We start from the raw sequence: 13,376 nt of genomic DNA on the forward strand, positions 1-13,376 counted from the left end.
CCACTGACGACTATCCAGTGAGGGAGCGAGCGGCTCTCTGCCACAAAAAACAAAACAGCGAGAGGAGGACAGGGAGATGCAAACCAAACTACTGATCAACGGCCACCTGGTGGACGGCGAAGGGCCTGGTCAAGCCGTGTTCAACCCTGCGCTGGGCCGGGTGCTGGTGGAAATCAACGAGGCCAGCGAAGCCCAGGTGGACGCCGCCGTGCGCGCCGCCGACAGTGCGTTCGACAGCTGGTCCCAGGTGGCCCCCAAGGACCGCTCCTTGCTGCTGCTTCGGCTGGCCGACGCCATCGAGGCCCACGGCGAGGAACTGGCAAAGCTGGAGTCGGACAATTGCGGCAAGCCCCTGAGCGCCGCGCTGAACGATGAGATCCCGGCGATCGCCGACGTGTTCCGCTTCTTTGCCGGCGCCAGCCGCTGCATGAACGGTTCGGCCGGCGGCGAGTACCTGCCGGGGCACACCTCGATGATCCGTCGCGACCCGGTGGGCGTCGTCGCCTCCATCGCACCGTGGAACTACCCGCTGATGATGGTCGCCTGGAAAATCGCCCCGGCCCTGGCCGCCGGCAATACCGTGGTGCTCAAGCCATCGGAACAGACCCCGCTGACGGCGTTGCGCCTGGCGCAACTGGCGTCAGAGATCTTCCCGGCCGGCGTGTTCAACGTGGTGTTCGGTCGCGGGCCGACCGTTGGCCAGCCCCTGGTGACCCACCCAAAAGTGCGCATGGTCTCGTTGACCGGCTCCATTGCCACCGGCTCGAACATCATTTCCAGCACCGCCGACAGCGTCAAGCGCACGCACATGGAACTGGGCGGCAAGGCCCCGGTGATCATCTTCGACGACGCCGACATCGACGCCGCGGTGGAAGGCATCCGCACCTTCGGCTTCTACAACGCCGGCCAGGATTGCACCGCCGCCTGCCGTATCTATGCCCAGCAAGGCATCTATGACACTTTTGTCGAAAAACTCGGCGCGGCGGTCAGCAGCATCAAGTACGGCCTGCAAACCGCCGCCGACACCGAGATGGGCCCGCTGATCACCGCCCAGCATCGCGACCGCGTGGCCGGGTTCGTCGAGCGCGCCATCGCCCAGGCGCATATTCGCCTGGTCACCGGCGGCAAGGCCGTGGAGGGCAACGGGTTCTTCTTCGAGCCGACCGTGCTGGCCGATGCCCAGCAGGATGACGAAATCGTCCGCCGGGAAGTCTTCGGGCCGGTGGTTTCCGTCACACCGTTCCTCGATGAAGCGCAAGTGCTGGCCTGGGCCAACGATTCGGACTACGGCCTGGCGTCCTCGGTATGGACCGCCGACGTCGGTCGCGCCCATCGCCTGGCGGCACGCCTGCAATACGGCTGCACCTGGGTCAACACCCACTTCATGCTCGTCAGCGAAATGCCCCATGGCGGTCAGAAACGCTCCGGCTACGGCAAGGACATGTCCATGTATGGGCTGGAGGATTACACGGTGGTGCGCCATGTGATGTTCAAGCACTGAGTCAAGACAACGTTGGCAACACATGCCCACGGTTGCCGGGTCGAGGTCCTGCTAAGGTTTTCGTCGATCGATGCACGTTCGCCGGTTGACGGAAATCCTGGCAGAACCTAGGGTGTCTACAACGTATACACCCTAGGAGATCAGCCATGGCCTCGCCCGTTTTATCCTTTCGCGTGGAAGAAGGTCTGGCCCAACAGCTGGATTTGTTGGCCATCGCCACCGACCGCGATCGTCAATACCACCTCAAGCGTGCACTGGTCCGATATGTGGAGGCCGAATCCTGGCATCTGCAAGCCATCAGCGAAGGCGTGGCAGACGCCGACGCTGGAAACCTGACCGACCTGGACGCCGTGAAGGCTAAGTGGGCAAAGCGTGCCGAGCATCGTACTGACCGACAAAGCACAGAGTGACCTCGACTCGATTCACGAACACTACCAAGCTGCCCTCGGCAAGAACGGTGCAGCTGCTGCCATCATCACGATCCTGGAAACCTTGCAACGCCTGCAGCGTTTTCCGGGTTCGGGCCGCCCCTCGATCGCACCCGATATCCGAGAGCTGGTGCTGACACGCTACCCGTTCGTTATCCCCTACCGTATGGTGCATGCACAAGTGCAGATTCTGCGGATATTGCACCAACGCAACGAGCGTCCACAGGACTGGTCGCCGGAATGACATCGGTGATGCCCGCCCACTCCGGCCGCCGATCCTGCCCTTAGAACCTCGAAACACTCCTCATTGCATCCACCAGGTAGCGCATGGCGATCCGGTCGCTTTCCGACAGTTCCCGATAGCGCTCCACCAGTTTCAGTTCTTCCAGGCTCAAGCGCCGCGACCTGCGCCCATGAGTCAGGTTTGGAAAGATCCCCAGTATTTCAGCGATGCCCTGTATTTTCGTCATGAGCGTATGTCCTTCTGTACGTCGAATGTAACTGATAGCGCGTGTGGATCCCGGCGTGGATCGCCTGTCACGCTAGAGAATAGGGAGGTTTCCAACCGGGAGAAGGGAGTTTTAGAGTAATTAGTCAAAAAATGCCGCAATCCTTATAAAAAAAGAAATAACTGTAAGAAATTTTGACTTAGCCCCGCTTTCCGTTCTCCCGGCACCCGCTCATCCCCTATGATTTTGCGCCTCGGTGAACCGATCCAGCTCTCAGGCATCTGTTCTAACGTTCGTCGCGTTTGGCCAAAGGCATGTCCGAACTCCTTCATCAGTCTTCTGTTGCCAGGATGGGCACGGGATTGTTTCGAGAAAGGTTGTATTTATGCACCGCAGGAACCTGCTCAAGGCCTCCATGGCCTTTGCCGCCTACACCGGGCTGTCAGCCTCAGGGCTCATGGCCGCGCGCGCCTGGGCTGCTGATCAGACCGCCGACGGCGAAGCCCGTCCCTTCGATTTCGATTCACTGAAAGACCAGGCCCGCAAACTGGCCGCCAGCCGCTACGTCGACACCAAGCAAGTCTTGCCGCCGACCCTGGCGCAGATGTCGCCCTTGCAATTCAACGCCATTCAGTACGACGCCAATCACTCCCTGTGGAATGAGCTGGAAGGTCGGCAACTGGACGCGCAGTTCTTCCACGTCGGCATGGGCTTCAAGCAGCCAGTGCGCATGTACAGCCTCGACCCGAAGACCCGCATGGCCCGTGAGGTGCACTTCCGCCCAGAGCTGTTCAACTACGAGAAAACCACGGTCAACACCTCGCAACTGACGGGTGACCTGGGCTTCGCCGGCTTTCGCGTGTTCAAGGCGCCAGAGCTGGCCCGCCACGACATCGTGTCGTTCCTGGGGGCCAGCTACTTCCGCGCCGTCGATGCCAGCGGCCAGTACGGGCTGTCGGCTCGCGGCCTGGCCATCGACACCTACGCCAAGAAACGCGAGGAATTCCCGGACTTCACCAAGTTCTGGTTCGAAACCCCGGACAAGAACAGCACCCGCTTCGTGGTCTACGCCTTGCTCGACTCCCCCAGCGCCACCGGTGCCTATCGGTTCGACATCGATTGCCAACCGACCCGTGTGGTGATGGAAATCGATGCGCACATCAACGCCCGCACCGCCATCGAACAACTGGGTATCGCGCCGATGACCAGCATGTTCAGTTGCGGCACCGTCGAGCGGCGCATGTGCGACACCATCCATCCGCAAATCCATGACTCCGACCGGCTGGCCATGTGGCGCGGCAACGGCGAGTGGGTCTGCCGTCCGTTGAACAACCCCGCCACCCTGCAATTCAACGCCTTTGCCGACAACAATCCGAAAGGTTTCGGCCTGGTACAGACCGACCATGACTTCGCCAGCTACCAGGACACCGTGGACTGGTACAGCAAGCGCCCGAGCCTGTGGGTCGAGCCGACGACGGCCTGGGGCGAGGGCTCGGTCGACCTGCTGGAAATTCCTACGACCGGCGAAACTCTGGATAACATCGTCGCGTTCTGGACACCGAAGAAACCGGTGGCCGCCGGCGACTCGTTGAACTACGGCTACAAACTCTACTGGAGCGCCCTGCCCCCGGTCAGCACGGACCTGGCCCATGTCGATGCAACCCGTTCGGGCATGGGCGGCTTCATCGAAGGCTGGGCGCCGGGCGAACACTACCCGACCGTCTGGGCCCGCCGCTTCGCCGTGGACTTCAGCGGCGGCGGTCTCGACCAGTTGCCACCGGGCACTGGCATCGAACCGGTGGTGACCTGCTCCCATGGCGAGGTGAAGGATTTCAACGTACTGGTGCTGGACGCGATCAAGGGCTACCGCATCACCTTCGACTGGTACCCGACCGACGACCGCGTCGACCCGGTGCAGATGCGCCTGTTCATCCGCACCAAGGACCGGACCTTGAGCGAGACCTGGCTGTACCAGTACTTCCCGCCAGCGCCGGACAAGCGCAAGTATCCCTGAGCCCTGCTGCGTCAGGGATGACGCCTTCGCGAGCAAGCCCGCTCCCATAGATTACGTGTGAACAACACGAATCCACTGTGGGAGCGAGCTTGCTCGCGAAGACGGCAGTACCAACACTCACGATTTCAGATAAGCAAAAAGCCCCGGCCAATGACGACCAGGGCTTTTTTGTTTTACCAAACACTCAATCGCGCAAATCCGATTCATGGATCGGCTGGTCCCGATGCGTCGCCCGCTGGTACTGCGCCGGCCACACGGCCTTGCGCCCGCCCAGGTCATCGTCGGCGTGCAAGGCCCAGTACGGATCACGCAACAATTCGCGGGCCAGGAAGATGATGTCTGCCTGGCAGGTCCGCAGGATGTGTTCGGCCTGGGCCGGTTCGGTGATCATGCCCACCGTACCGGTGGCGATTTCCGATTCCTTGCGCACCCGTTCGGCAAAGCGGGTCTGGTAGCCAGGGCCGGTGGGGATCTCGGCGTTGGCGGCGGTGCCACCCGAGGACACGTCGATCAGGTCCACCCCCAACGCCCTGAGGCGCCGTGCCAGCTCCACGGTTTCATCCGGGTTCCAGCCGTCCTCGACCCAGTCGGTGGCGGAAACGCGCACGAACACCGGCAGCTCTTCAGGCCAGACCGCCCGGACCGCTTCGGTGACTTGCAGCACCAGGCGGATACGGTTTTCGAACGAACCGCCATATTGATCGCGGCGCTGATTGCTCAAGGGCGACAGGAATTGATGCAGCAGGTAACCGTGGGCGGCGTGGACCTCGACCACCTTGAACCCGGCGGTGAGGGCGCGCTTGGCCGAATCGACGAACGCCTGGATCAGGCCGGCGATCTGCCCCTCGTCCAACTGGACCGGCTGGGTGTGTTGCGGGTCGAAGGCGATCGGTGACGGACCGACCGGCACCCAGCCGCCATCCGCCGGCTTCACGCTGCCGTGGTTGCCCAGCCAGGGGCGCCAGGTACTGGCCTTGCGTCCGGCGTGGGCCAACTGGATACCCGGCACGGCCCCCTGGGCGGTGATGAAACGGGTAATGCGTTGCAGCGGTTCGATCTGTTCATCGTTCCACAGCCCCAGGTCCTGGGCGGTGATACGGCCGTCAGCCGTGACGGCGGTGGCTTCGGTGAACACCAGGCCGGCGCCACCAACGGCGCGGCTGCCCAGGTGGACCAAATGCCAGTCGTTGGCCAGGCCATCGACGCTCGAATATTGGCACATCGGTGAGACCGCGATGCGATTGGGCAGGGTCAATTGACGAAGGGTATAGGGTTCCAGCAGCAGACTCATGGGGCACCTCTCGAATCAGTGGGCAGGCTCCAGGGTTCTGTTTGAACAGTCGACGAGTGACAAAAGCGCAACACCCGCCCCCGCGGGCAACGAAAATCGACAAGACGTCACAAGGGCTATCAAGCAGTGCTTAGAGCCTAGTCGACAACGTGGGATAAGGCAGGGTTCAGAATCTAAAACAAGCTACTGTGGCGAGGGGATTTATCCCCGCTGGGCTGCGCAGCAGCCCCAAAACCTGGCATCGAGGTGTACCTGGCATACCTCGTCAGCCAATTTGCGGCTGCTGTGCAGCCCAGCGGGGATAAATCCCCTCGCCACAGGGAGATCATCGCCTTGGGAATCTGTGTGTTTACCGCGGCTCGATATGGGCAATCATCAACTGCACAGTTTCCTGGCCGCGGAACTCGTTGAGGTCGAGCTTATAGGCCAGTTCCACCCAGCGCACGGTAGGGTTGGGCCAGATCTCGCGGTCGATGCCAAAGGCGATGCCATCAAGCTTCACCGAGCCGCACTCGCTCTTGAGGACCACCTTCAAGTGCCGTTCGCCCACCACCCGCTGTTCCACCAACTGAAACACGCCGTGGAACATCGGCTCGGGAAAATGCTGGCCCCAGGGCCCGGCATGACGCAGCGCCCGGGCCAGTTCCAGGTGGAACTCCTCGACCGCCAACGTGCCGTCCGACAACAGCCGCCCGGTCAGGTCTTCGTCGCGCAGTTGCCTGCGCACTTCGGCGTCGAACGCCTCGGCAAACAACGGGAAATTCGCTTCCGGCAACGTCAGCCCCGCCGCCATGGCGTGGCCGCCGTACTTGCTGATCAGGGTCGGATGCTGCGCCGCCACCACGCTCAGCGCATCGCGAATGTGGAACCCCGGCACCGAGCGTCCCGAGCCCTTGAGCAAGCCGTCACCGGCGTCGGCAAAGGCGATGGTCGGTCGGAAATAGCGCTCTTTCATCCGCGAGGCGAGAATCCCGATCACCCCTTGGTGCCACTGCGGGTCGAACAGGCACAAGCCGAACGGCATCGACTCCACCGGCAACTCCTTGAGCTGGGCCAGGGCTTCGCGCTGCATACCTTGCTCGATGGATTTGCGGTCCTGGTTCATGCCATCCAGTTGCGCGGCCATCTCCCGCGCCAGGGCCGGGTCGTCGGTGAGCAGGCATTCAATGCCCAGGCTCATGTCATCCAGGCGCCCCGCCGCATTCAGGCGCGGCCCAAGGATAAACCCGAGGTCCGTGGAGGTGATGCGCGAAGGGTCGCGCTTGGCCACTTCCAGAATCGCCTTGATGCCCGGACGGGCGCGCCCGGCACGAATCCGCTCCAGCCCCTGGTGCACCAGGATGCGGTTGTTGGCGTCCAGGGGCACCACGTCGGCGACGCTGCCCAGGGCCACCAGGTCGAGCAACTCGCCAATGTTCGGTTGCGGCGTGCTGGCGTACCACCCCAGGCTGCGCAGGCGGGCCCGCAGCGCCATCAGCACGTAGAAGATCACCCCGACCCCGGCCAGCGCCTTGCTCGGAAACTCACAGCCAGGCTGGTTCGGGTTGACGATGGCATCGGCCGCCGGCAGTTCGAGGCCCGGCAAGTGGTGGTCGGTGACCAGCACCTTGAGGCCCGCGGCCTTCGCCGCCGCCACGCCTTCCACGCTGGAAATCCCGTTGTCGACGGTGATCAGCAACTGCGGCTCGCGAGCCAGCGCGACTTCGACGATTTCCGGGGTCAGGCCATAGCCGTACTCGAAGCGGTTGGGCACCAGGTAGTCGACATGGGCCGCACCGAGCAGGCGCAGCCCCAGCATGCCGACGGTGCTGGCGGTCGCGCCATCGGCGTCGAAGTCGCCGACGATCAGGATCCGCTGGCGCTGCTCCAGCGCCACCACCAACAGGTCAACCGCCGCGTCGATGCCCTTGAGCTGCTGGAACGGAATCAGGCGCGCCAGGCTCTTGTCCAGCTCGGCCTCGGACTGTACGCCACGGGCGGCGTACAAGCGAGTCAACAAGGGCGGCAGGTCCCCCAGAAACGGCAGGGTGTCGGGTAGCTGGCGGGGTTCTATGCGCATGGGGTGACGGACATTTCTCTATAAAGCTGTGGAATTTTGATGACTTGTGGCGAGGGAGCTTGATGCCGTGGTGGCTCAACCACGCTCGCCCAGCAACCATTGCAACTGGACTTCATGCTGACCGCGGTCATCGGTCACGAACACCGTGCCCTCGCTGATCATCACGTCCCACTTGATCACCCGGGGCATGTCCTGGGCCAGGGTTTCGAGCACTTCTTGGGGCACCGCGGCGATGTTGACGTTCTTCAGGTTCTTGATCGCCGGAATCACCTTGCCTTCCCAGACGCGCAAGCTGCCGTAGGCCAGCAGGCTGGTGCGCTCGGTGCGGCGCGAGCACCAGGTCAGGCGATCGGCATCGGGCTGACCGACTTCGATCCAGTGCAGCACACGGTCATCCAGGCTTTTTTCCCACAACGCTGGCTCATCGACATCCGACAGACCACGTCCAAAAGACAGCAGCTCGTTGTACCAGAGCGCGTAGGCCAGCAGACGCACGGTCATGCGTTCCTCGGTCTCCGAAGGGTGGCGGGCGATGGTCTGCTTCACGTTCTCGTAGACATTACGGTCGAGGTCGGTGAGGTTCAGTTCAAACTTGTAGGTCGTGGACGGCTGGGCCATGAACAGGGCTTCTTGATACGGGGAAAGGCGGCAAGTCTAACCGATGACGCGGGCAATCCACGAATTGCCGACCATCAACCTGCGGCGACTGACCCTGGCCTATGATAAAACGCTCTATTCGTTCTGCCTTGTCCTACAGGATCCGCCATGTCGCTCACTGCCAAACCCCTTGCCGGCGTCAAAGTCATCGAACTGGGCACCCTGATCGCCGGGCCCTTCGCTTCGCGAATCTGCGGTGAATTCGGCGCCGAGGTGATCAAGGTCGAATCGCCGGATGGCGGCGATCCGCTGCGCAAGTGGCGCAAGCTGTATGAAGGCACGTCCCTGTGGTGGTTCGTCCAGGCGCGCAACAAGCAATCCCTGACCCTGAACCTGAAACACCCCGAAGGCCTGCAGATCCTGAAAAAACTGATCGGCGAAGCCGACATCCTGATCGAGAACTTCCGGCCCGGCGTGCTGGAAAAACTCGGCCTGGGCTGGGACGTCCTGCACGCGCTCAACCCCAGGCTGGTGATGGTGCGGCTGTCGGGTTTCGGCCAGACCGGGCCGATGAAAGACCAGCCAGGGTTTGGCGCGGTGGGTGAATCCATGGGAGGCCTGCGCTACATCACCGGCTTCGAAGACCGTCCGCCCGTGCGCACCGGGATTTCCATCGGCGACTCCATCGCCGCACTCTGGGGCGTGATCGGCGCGCTCATGGCCCTGCGCCACCGCGAAGTCAACGGCGGCACCGGCCAGGTGGTGGACGTGGCGTTGTACGAGGCGATCTTCGCCATGATGGAAAGCATGGTGCCGGAGTTCGACGTGTTCGGTTTCATCCGTGAGCGCACCGGCAATATCATGCCCGGCATCACACCGTCGTCGATCCACACCAGCGCCGACGGCAAGCACGTGCAGATCGGCGCCAACGGTGACGCGATCTTCAAGCGCTTCATGCAGCTCATCGGTCGCGACGACCTGGCCAATGACCCGCAACTGGCCAGCAACGATGGCCGTGACGCCCGCCGTGACGAGTTGTATGGCGTCATCGACCGCTGGGTCAATTCACTGCCCCTCGATGTCGTCATCGAACAGTTGAACCAGGCCGGCGTGCCGGCCAGCCGGATATTCAGCGCCGAGGACATGTTCAACGACCCGCAATTCCTCGCCCGGGAAATGTTCCTGCAGGCCAAGTTGCCAGACGGCAAGGGGTTCAAGATGCCCGGTATCGTCCCGAAACTGTCGGACACGCCGGGCACTTGCGACTGGGTCGGGCCGACGTTGGGGGAACACAACGCACAAGTGCTCGGCGAGCTTGGCTACGATGCACAGCAGATCGCCAAGCTGCGCACCGACGGCGCTATTTGACACACCACAGCGGGCCGTCACTGAAGATCAAGTTGTGGGAGCAAGCTTGCTCCCACAAAGGTTGCGCGCTAAAACACAAACGCCAGGCAAAAAGAAACCCCGAGCAGTGGGGAGACAACTCGGGGTTAAACGTAACCATTCATGGTTAGTACAACAAGCGACGAGCACCGGAGCACAATGCTCGCTCTTGTTGGTAAAAGGTCTGACTCACCAAAGCGTAGGAAGGTTCCCACGAACTCGGGTCAATTCGGGGCAACCATGACCTTGTCGCCCGCCAGGTTACGCAGCGCCGCTATCACACAGGGCTCCAGGCGCCCCTCGGCAATCAGTACATCGCGGTGCAGGCCGTCGACCACGTCCGTCAGCTGACGCTTGTCGGTCAATTGGGCTTGGTTGAACACTCGTTCGACCATAATGGCCCCGGAGGCATTCTTCAGCGTCACCAGGCATTCGCCCTTGGCGCCAGAGGGAGTCAGCGAGACCTGATACGGGCTCAAAGCCTCACCCAGCAATAGGCTGATACTTTCCATTCGCTCACCCTTCAATAGTCCGAAAACAACTGCGTGTACCCAGTAAATGACCGTGGGCCGCAACAGAAAGTTCGCCAGCGCAGCGAGGCGGCACACCTGGGCCTCGTTCAACCGAGCATGCGCGTGCAATGTGACAGGCAAACAACAGGCCGGCGCACCGCGAACGCTGCGGGATCAGGCCAACAAGCCACCGGAACGACACCAACGGCGCCCTGCGTCCTTCCAGCCGCCCAGCAGCCCGCGCAACTGCCCATCGGCCCCGTAGAACGGCACCGACCAATGGTAGATATTGCGCAAACCGCCGTTGAACAGCAGTTGCCGGTCGGCAAATCGGGATTGTCCGGTGCGCAACTGCTCCATCATTTCGTCATGCAGCTGTTCGGCGGTGGCCGGGGGGAAAACGCTGGAATCCGTCAATCGCGTGCCCCGCAGCTTTTCGAAACGCGTCGCCAACAGGTCTTCGTAACTTTTGTTGCACATGATCAGGCGCCCTTCCAGGTCGCGGATGAAGATCGGATCGGGAATCGCGTCCATCAAGGCCCGCTGCAACATCAACTGGTCCTTGAGCACGGCCTCGGCCTTGAGGCGCTGATCGACCTGGATCTGCAGCCGACGGTTCCACAGCACGGACAACAGGCCGAACAGCGCGACCGTGATCACGCACCAGTACCCCCACGTCGACACGCGCTGCCACAGCGAAGGCGCAGGGCTGGGGAGCGTGCCCGCCAGCCACTTGGCACGCAGTGCGCGCATGTCCTCGGCCGGAAACCCTTCCAGCGCCTTGTTCAGGATCCCCAGCAAGGGGGTGAGGTCCTGGCGCACCGCCAGGTAGTCCGGTTCCCAGCGCCCCTCAAGGCTGGCGCCGACCTGCAACTGCCCCGCCGGGTAGAGGTGCACGCTGGTTTCGTTCTCGATGGTGGCGAAGGCCTCCCGGCTTTCCACCAACGCCCGCGCCTCCCCATACGTCTTGACCGTGCGCAACTCGATGGTCGGGTAGTCGCGCCGGATCTCCGCCTCCAGGGCATGCCGGGCGGGCAACGCCAGGACCTTGCCCTTGAGCTGCTCCAGCGAATGGAGCACCGTCTCCCCGGCCCGGCCGACCAATACCCAGCCGAAGCCGCCAAATGCATGGCTGAAATGGAGGAAGTCCCGGCGTTCGTCATTCATCGCCAGATTGGCGGTCATGTCCGCCTCGCCATTCTCCAGCATGGTCAATAACTGGCCAGGGGAAAATGACTCCCGGTGCACGAACTCAAGGCCGGTCATCAGCGCAATGCGCTGGAGAATGTCGTGGTTCAAGCCGTCCCACTGCCCCAGCTCATTCTTGAACAGGTACAGCGGAAACTGCATCGAGGCCACCACGACCCGCGGGTTTTCCCTGATCCACTTCAATTCCCGGGCGTCCAGTACCAGCCGTTCGCCAGGGTTGAGCGGTGGCGCCTGGACGGTGGCCAACGGCGTCGCCCCGCCCCACGGCGCCCAGTACATCAACGCCAGGCCTGCCACCCAACTGCGCAAGGGTTCGGATTTGATAAAAAACAACATCTGCACTTTCCTTCGAGATGACTCGCTCGTCCCTCCCAGGGCCGAAAACCCGATCAGTTTGGCATGCAGAAACAAGAAAGCCCGTCAGGAGACGGGCTTCAAAATGTGACAGGTTCAGGCGGTCAGAGTGGCTTTCCGCGGTTGCCATGCTGACTGACAAAGGCCTGCACGGCAGCCAGGTCGTTGGGCAACACGGTGCAACGCTCATCTCTCTCAAACAAATCAGAAAGATGTGCAGGCAGTTCCAGCGCTTTTCCTACACCCGCTTGCTCCACGGCTTCCGGGAACTTGACCGGATGGGCCGTCCCCAGGACCACCATCGGGATGTCCAGGCTGCGACGGCACTCACGGGCGGCCTTGACGCCGATGGCGGTGTGCGGGTCGAGCAACTCGCCGCATTGGCTGAAGACCTCGGCGATGGTTTCGCAGGTTTGCGCGTCATCCACGGCCAGGGAATCGAACAGCTTGCGGGCTTCGGTCCAGCGCTCGGGCTCGACGCTGAAGCCGCCGCCCTGCTTGAAGCTGTCCATCAGGCCGGCGATGGCCGCGCCATTGCGACCGTGCAGGTCGAACAGCAAGCGTTCGAAGTTCGACGAGACCATGATGTCCATCGACGGCGACAACGTGGCGTGCAGGGTTTCCTTGACGTACTGGTTGCCGCTCATGAAGCGGTGCAGGATGTCGTTGCGGTTGGTGGCGACGATCAACTGGTTGATCGGCAGGCCCATGTTGCGCGCCAGGTAGCCGGCGAAGATATCGCCAAAGTTGCCGGTGGGTACCGAGAACGCCACGGAACGGGCCGGGCCGCCCAGTTGCAGGGCTGCGTGGAAGTAATAAACGATCTGGGCCATGATCCGTGCCCAGTTGATCGAATTCACCGCCACCAGCCGGGTGCCCTTGAGGAAACCCTGATCGGCGAAACTGGCCTTGACCATTTCCTGGCAGTCGTCGAAGTTGCCTTCGATGGCGATGTTGTGGATGTTATCGCCGAAGATGGTCGTCATCTGCCGACGCTGCACTTCCGAGACACGGTTGTGCGGGTGCAGGATGAAGATGTCGACGTTCTCGCAATGCTTGCAGCCTTCGATGGCGGCCGAGCCGGTGTCGCCGGAGGTGGCGCCCACGATCACCACGCGCTCGCCACGTTTTTGCAACACGTAGTCCAGCAGGCGGCCGAGCAATTGCAGGGCGAAGTCCTTGAATGCCAGGGTCGGGCCGTGGAACAGCTCCATCACCCACTCGTTACCGTTGAGCTGACGCAGCGGTGCGATAGCGTTGTGGGAAAAGACCCCGTAGGTCTCTTCGAGAATCTTTTTGAAATCGGCGTCCGGGATGCTGCCGGTGACGAACGGGCGCATGACCCGGAACGCCAGCTCGTGGTACGGCAGGCCGGCCCAGGAGGCGATTTCTTCCTGGGTGAAACGGGGCAGGTTTTCCGGCACATAGAGGCCGCCGTCCGTGGCCAGGCCGGCCAGCAGGACATCTTCGAAATTCAGGGCCGGTGCCTGGCCGCGGGTGCTGATATAGCGCATGGGGGCAAACCTTTGGTTTGAGCTTCGAGCTTCGAGCTGCAAGCTACAAGTTGACAGCGGAT

The 13,376-nt window shown here is 62.3% G+C and carries 12 protein-coding genes; 5 read left to right on the top strand and 7 right to left on the bottom strand.

Annotation, left to right across the window (positions count from 1 at the left end; all coding sequences use genetic code 11):
* The first annotated feature begins 76 nt into the window (after positions 1 to 76).
* The 3 genes from V5F23_RS22630 (at position 77) to V5F23_RS22640 (ending at position 2,173) form a co-directional block, all read left to right on the top strand.
* A complete protein-coding gene (locus tag V5F23_RS22630; protein ID WP_123579925.1) occupies positions 77 to 1,501 on the top strand; it encodes a gamma-aminobutyraldehyde dehydrogenase in 1,425 nt (474 codons plus the stop codon).
* A 146-nt stretch (positions 1,502 to 1,647) separates the two neighbouring features.
* Positions 1,648 to 1,911 (top strand): transcriptional regulator, encoded by a 264-nt coding sequence (locus tag V5F23_RS22635; protein WP_042730045.1) that lies wholly within the window; start codon positions 1,648 to 1,650, stop codon positions 1,909 to 1,911.
* Positions 1,874 to 2,173: a type II toxin-antitoxin system RelE/ParE family toxin gene (locus V5F23_RS22640; RefSeq protein ID WP_042730046.1), complete on the top strand. Its 300-nt coding sequence runs from the start codon at positions 1,874 to 1,876 to the stop codon at positions 2,171 to 2,173. Before V5F23_RS22635 ends, V5F23_RS22640 begins: the two co-directional genes overlap by 38 nt.
* Positions 2,174 to 2,213: 40 nt before the next feature.
* On the opposite strand, the gene V5F23_RS22645 is transcribed toward V5F23_RS22640, so the two are convergent.
* Positions 2,214 to 2,399, bottom strand: a complete 186-nt coding sequence (locus V5F23_RS22645; protein WP_042730047.1) for a hypothetical protein — start codon at positions 2,397 to 2,399, stop codon at positions 2,214 to 2,216.
* A gap of 364 nt (positions 2,400 to 2,763) precedes the next feature.
* Here V5F23_RS22645 and V5F23_RS22650 point away from each other — a divergent pair, with 364 nt between their 5' ends.
* Positions 2,764 to 4,392 (top strand): glucan biosynthesis protein D, encoded by a 1,629-nt coding sequence (locus V5F23_RS22650; protein WP_047736754.1) that lies wholly within the window; start codon positions 2,764 to 2,766, stop codon positions 4,390 to 4,392.
* Positions 4,393 to 4,576: 184 nt separating this feature from the next.
* Here V5F23_RS22650 and V5F23_RS22655 read toward each other — a convergent pair whose 3' ends face one another.
* The 3 genes from V5F23_RS22655 to V5F23_RS22665 all read right to left on the bottom strand — a co-directional run bounded on the left by V5F23_RS22655 (position 4,577) and on the right by V5F23_RS22665 (position 8,360).
* Positions 4,577 to 5,683, bottom strand: coding sequence for an NADH:flavin oxidoreductase/NADH oxidase (locus tag V5F23_RS22655; protein ID WP_047736755.1), 1,107 nt, complete (start codon positions 5,681 to 5,683; stop codon positions 4,577 to 4,579).
* A gap of 349 nt (positions 5,684 to 6,032) precedes the next feature.
* Entirely contained in the window at positions 6,033 to 7,742 is a 1,710-nt protein-coding gene (gene recJ / locus V5F23_RS22660) for a single-stranded-DNA-specific exonuclease RecJ (protein WP_042730050.1), read from the bottom strand.
* Between the two features lie 75 nt (positions 7,743 to 7,817).
* The gene (locus V5F23_RS22665) at positions 7,818 to 8,360 is read right to left on the bottom strand and encodes a YaeQ family protein (RefSeq protein WP_047736757.1); all 543 of its coding nucleotides are present in this window, start codon (positions 8,358 to 8,360) and stop codon (positions 7,818 to 7,820) included.
* A 147-nt stretch (positions 8,361 to 8,507) separates the two neighbouring features.
* On the opposite strand from V5F23_RS22665, the gene V5F23_RS22670 reads away from it, so the two are divergent.
* Positions 8,508 to 9,707, top strand: coding sequence for a CaiB/BaiF CoA-transferase family protein (locus V5F23_RS22670; protein ID WP_047736759.1), 1,200 nt, complete (start codon positions 8,508 to 8,510; stop codon positions 9,705 to 9,707).
* A gap of 242 nt (positions 9,708 to 9,949) precedes the next feature.
* Here V5F23_RS22670 and V5F23_RS22675 read toward each other — a convergent pair whose 3' ends face one another.
* From V5F23_RS22675 to thrC, 3 genes are all read right to left on the bottom strand, one after another.
* Positions 9,950 to 10,237: a DUF3509 domain-containing protein gene (locus tag V5F23_RS22675; protein ID WP_042730053.1), complete on the bottom strand. Its 288-nt coding sequence runs from the start codon at positions 10,235 to 10,237 to the stop codon at positions 9,950 to 9,952.
* Between the two features lie 174 nt (positions 10,238 to 10,411).
* Positions 10,412 to 11,782, bottom strand: coding sequence for a transporter substrate-binding domain-containing protein (locus V5F23_RS22680; protein ID WP_338496618.1), 1,371 nt, complete (start codon positions 11,780 to 11,782; stop codon positions 10,412 to 10,414).
* 122 nt (positions 11,783 to 11,904) lie between these two features.
* The gene (gene thrC, locus V5F23_RS22685; protein ID WP_047736763.1) at positions 11,905 to 13,314 is read right to left on the bottom strand and encodes a threonine synthase; all 1,410 of its coding nucleotides are present in this window, start codon (positions 13,312 to 13,314) and stop codon (positions 11,905 to 11,907) included.
* Between the last annotated feature and the right edge of the window lie 62 nt (positions 13,315 to 13,376).

This window comes from Pseudomonas sp. WP18, from assembly GCF_036689585.1.
Classification (GTDB): Bacteria; Pseudomonadota; Gammaproteobacteria; order Pseudomonadales; family Pseudomonadaceae; genus Aquipseudomonas; species Aquipseudomonas chlororaphis_E.

Excerpts from the sequence above, each read along its gene's own strand:
- V5F23_RS22655 (WP_047736755.1), bottom strand. The coding sequence starts at position 5,683 with ATGAGTCTGCTGCTGGAACCCTATACCCTTCGTCAATTGACCCTGCCC.
- V5F23_RS22670 (WP_047736759.1), top strand. The coding sequence starts at position 8,508 with ATGTCGCTCACTGCCAAACCCCTTGCCGGCGTCAAAGTCATCGAACTG.
- V5F23_RS22650 (WP_047736754.1), top strand. The coding sequence starts at position 2,764 with ATGCACCGCAGGAACCTGCTCAAGGCCTCCATGGCCTTTGCCGCCTAC.
- V5F23_RS22635 (WP_042730045.1), top strand. The coding sequence starts at position 1,648 with ATGGCCTCGCCCGTTTTATCCTTTCGCGTGGAAGAAGGTCTGGCCCAA.
- V5F23_RS22630 (WP_123579925.1), top strand. The coding sequence starts at position 77 with ATGCAAACCAAACTACTGATCAACGGCCACCTGGTGGACGGCGAAGGG.
- V5F23_RS22680 (WP_338496618.1), bottom strand. The coding sequence starts at position 11,782 with ATGTTGTTTTTTATCAAATCCGAACCCTTGCGCAGTTGGGTGGCAGGC.
- V5F23_RS22645 (WP_042730047.1), bottom strand. The coding sequence starts at position 2,399 with ATGACGAAAATACAGGGCATCGCTGAAATACTGGGGATCTTTCCAAAC.
- V5F23_RS22665 (WP_047736757.1), bottom strand. The coding sequence starts at position 8,360 with ATGGCCCAGCCGTCCACGACCTACAAGTTTGAACTGAACCTCACCGAC.
- recJ (WP_042730050.1), bottom strand. The coding sequence starts at position 7,742 with ATGCGCATAGAACCCCGCCAGCTACCCGACACCCTGCCGTTTCTGGGG.
- thrC (WP_047736763.1), bottom strand. The coding sequence starts at position 13,314 with ATGCGCTATATCAGCACCCGCGGCCAGGCACCGGCCCTGAATTTCGAA.
- V5F23_RS22675 (WP_042730053.1), bottom strand. The coding sequence starts at position 10,237 with ATGGAAAGTATCAGCCTATTGCTGGGTGAGGCTTTGAGCCCGTATCAG.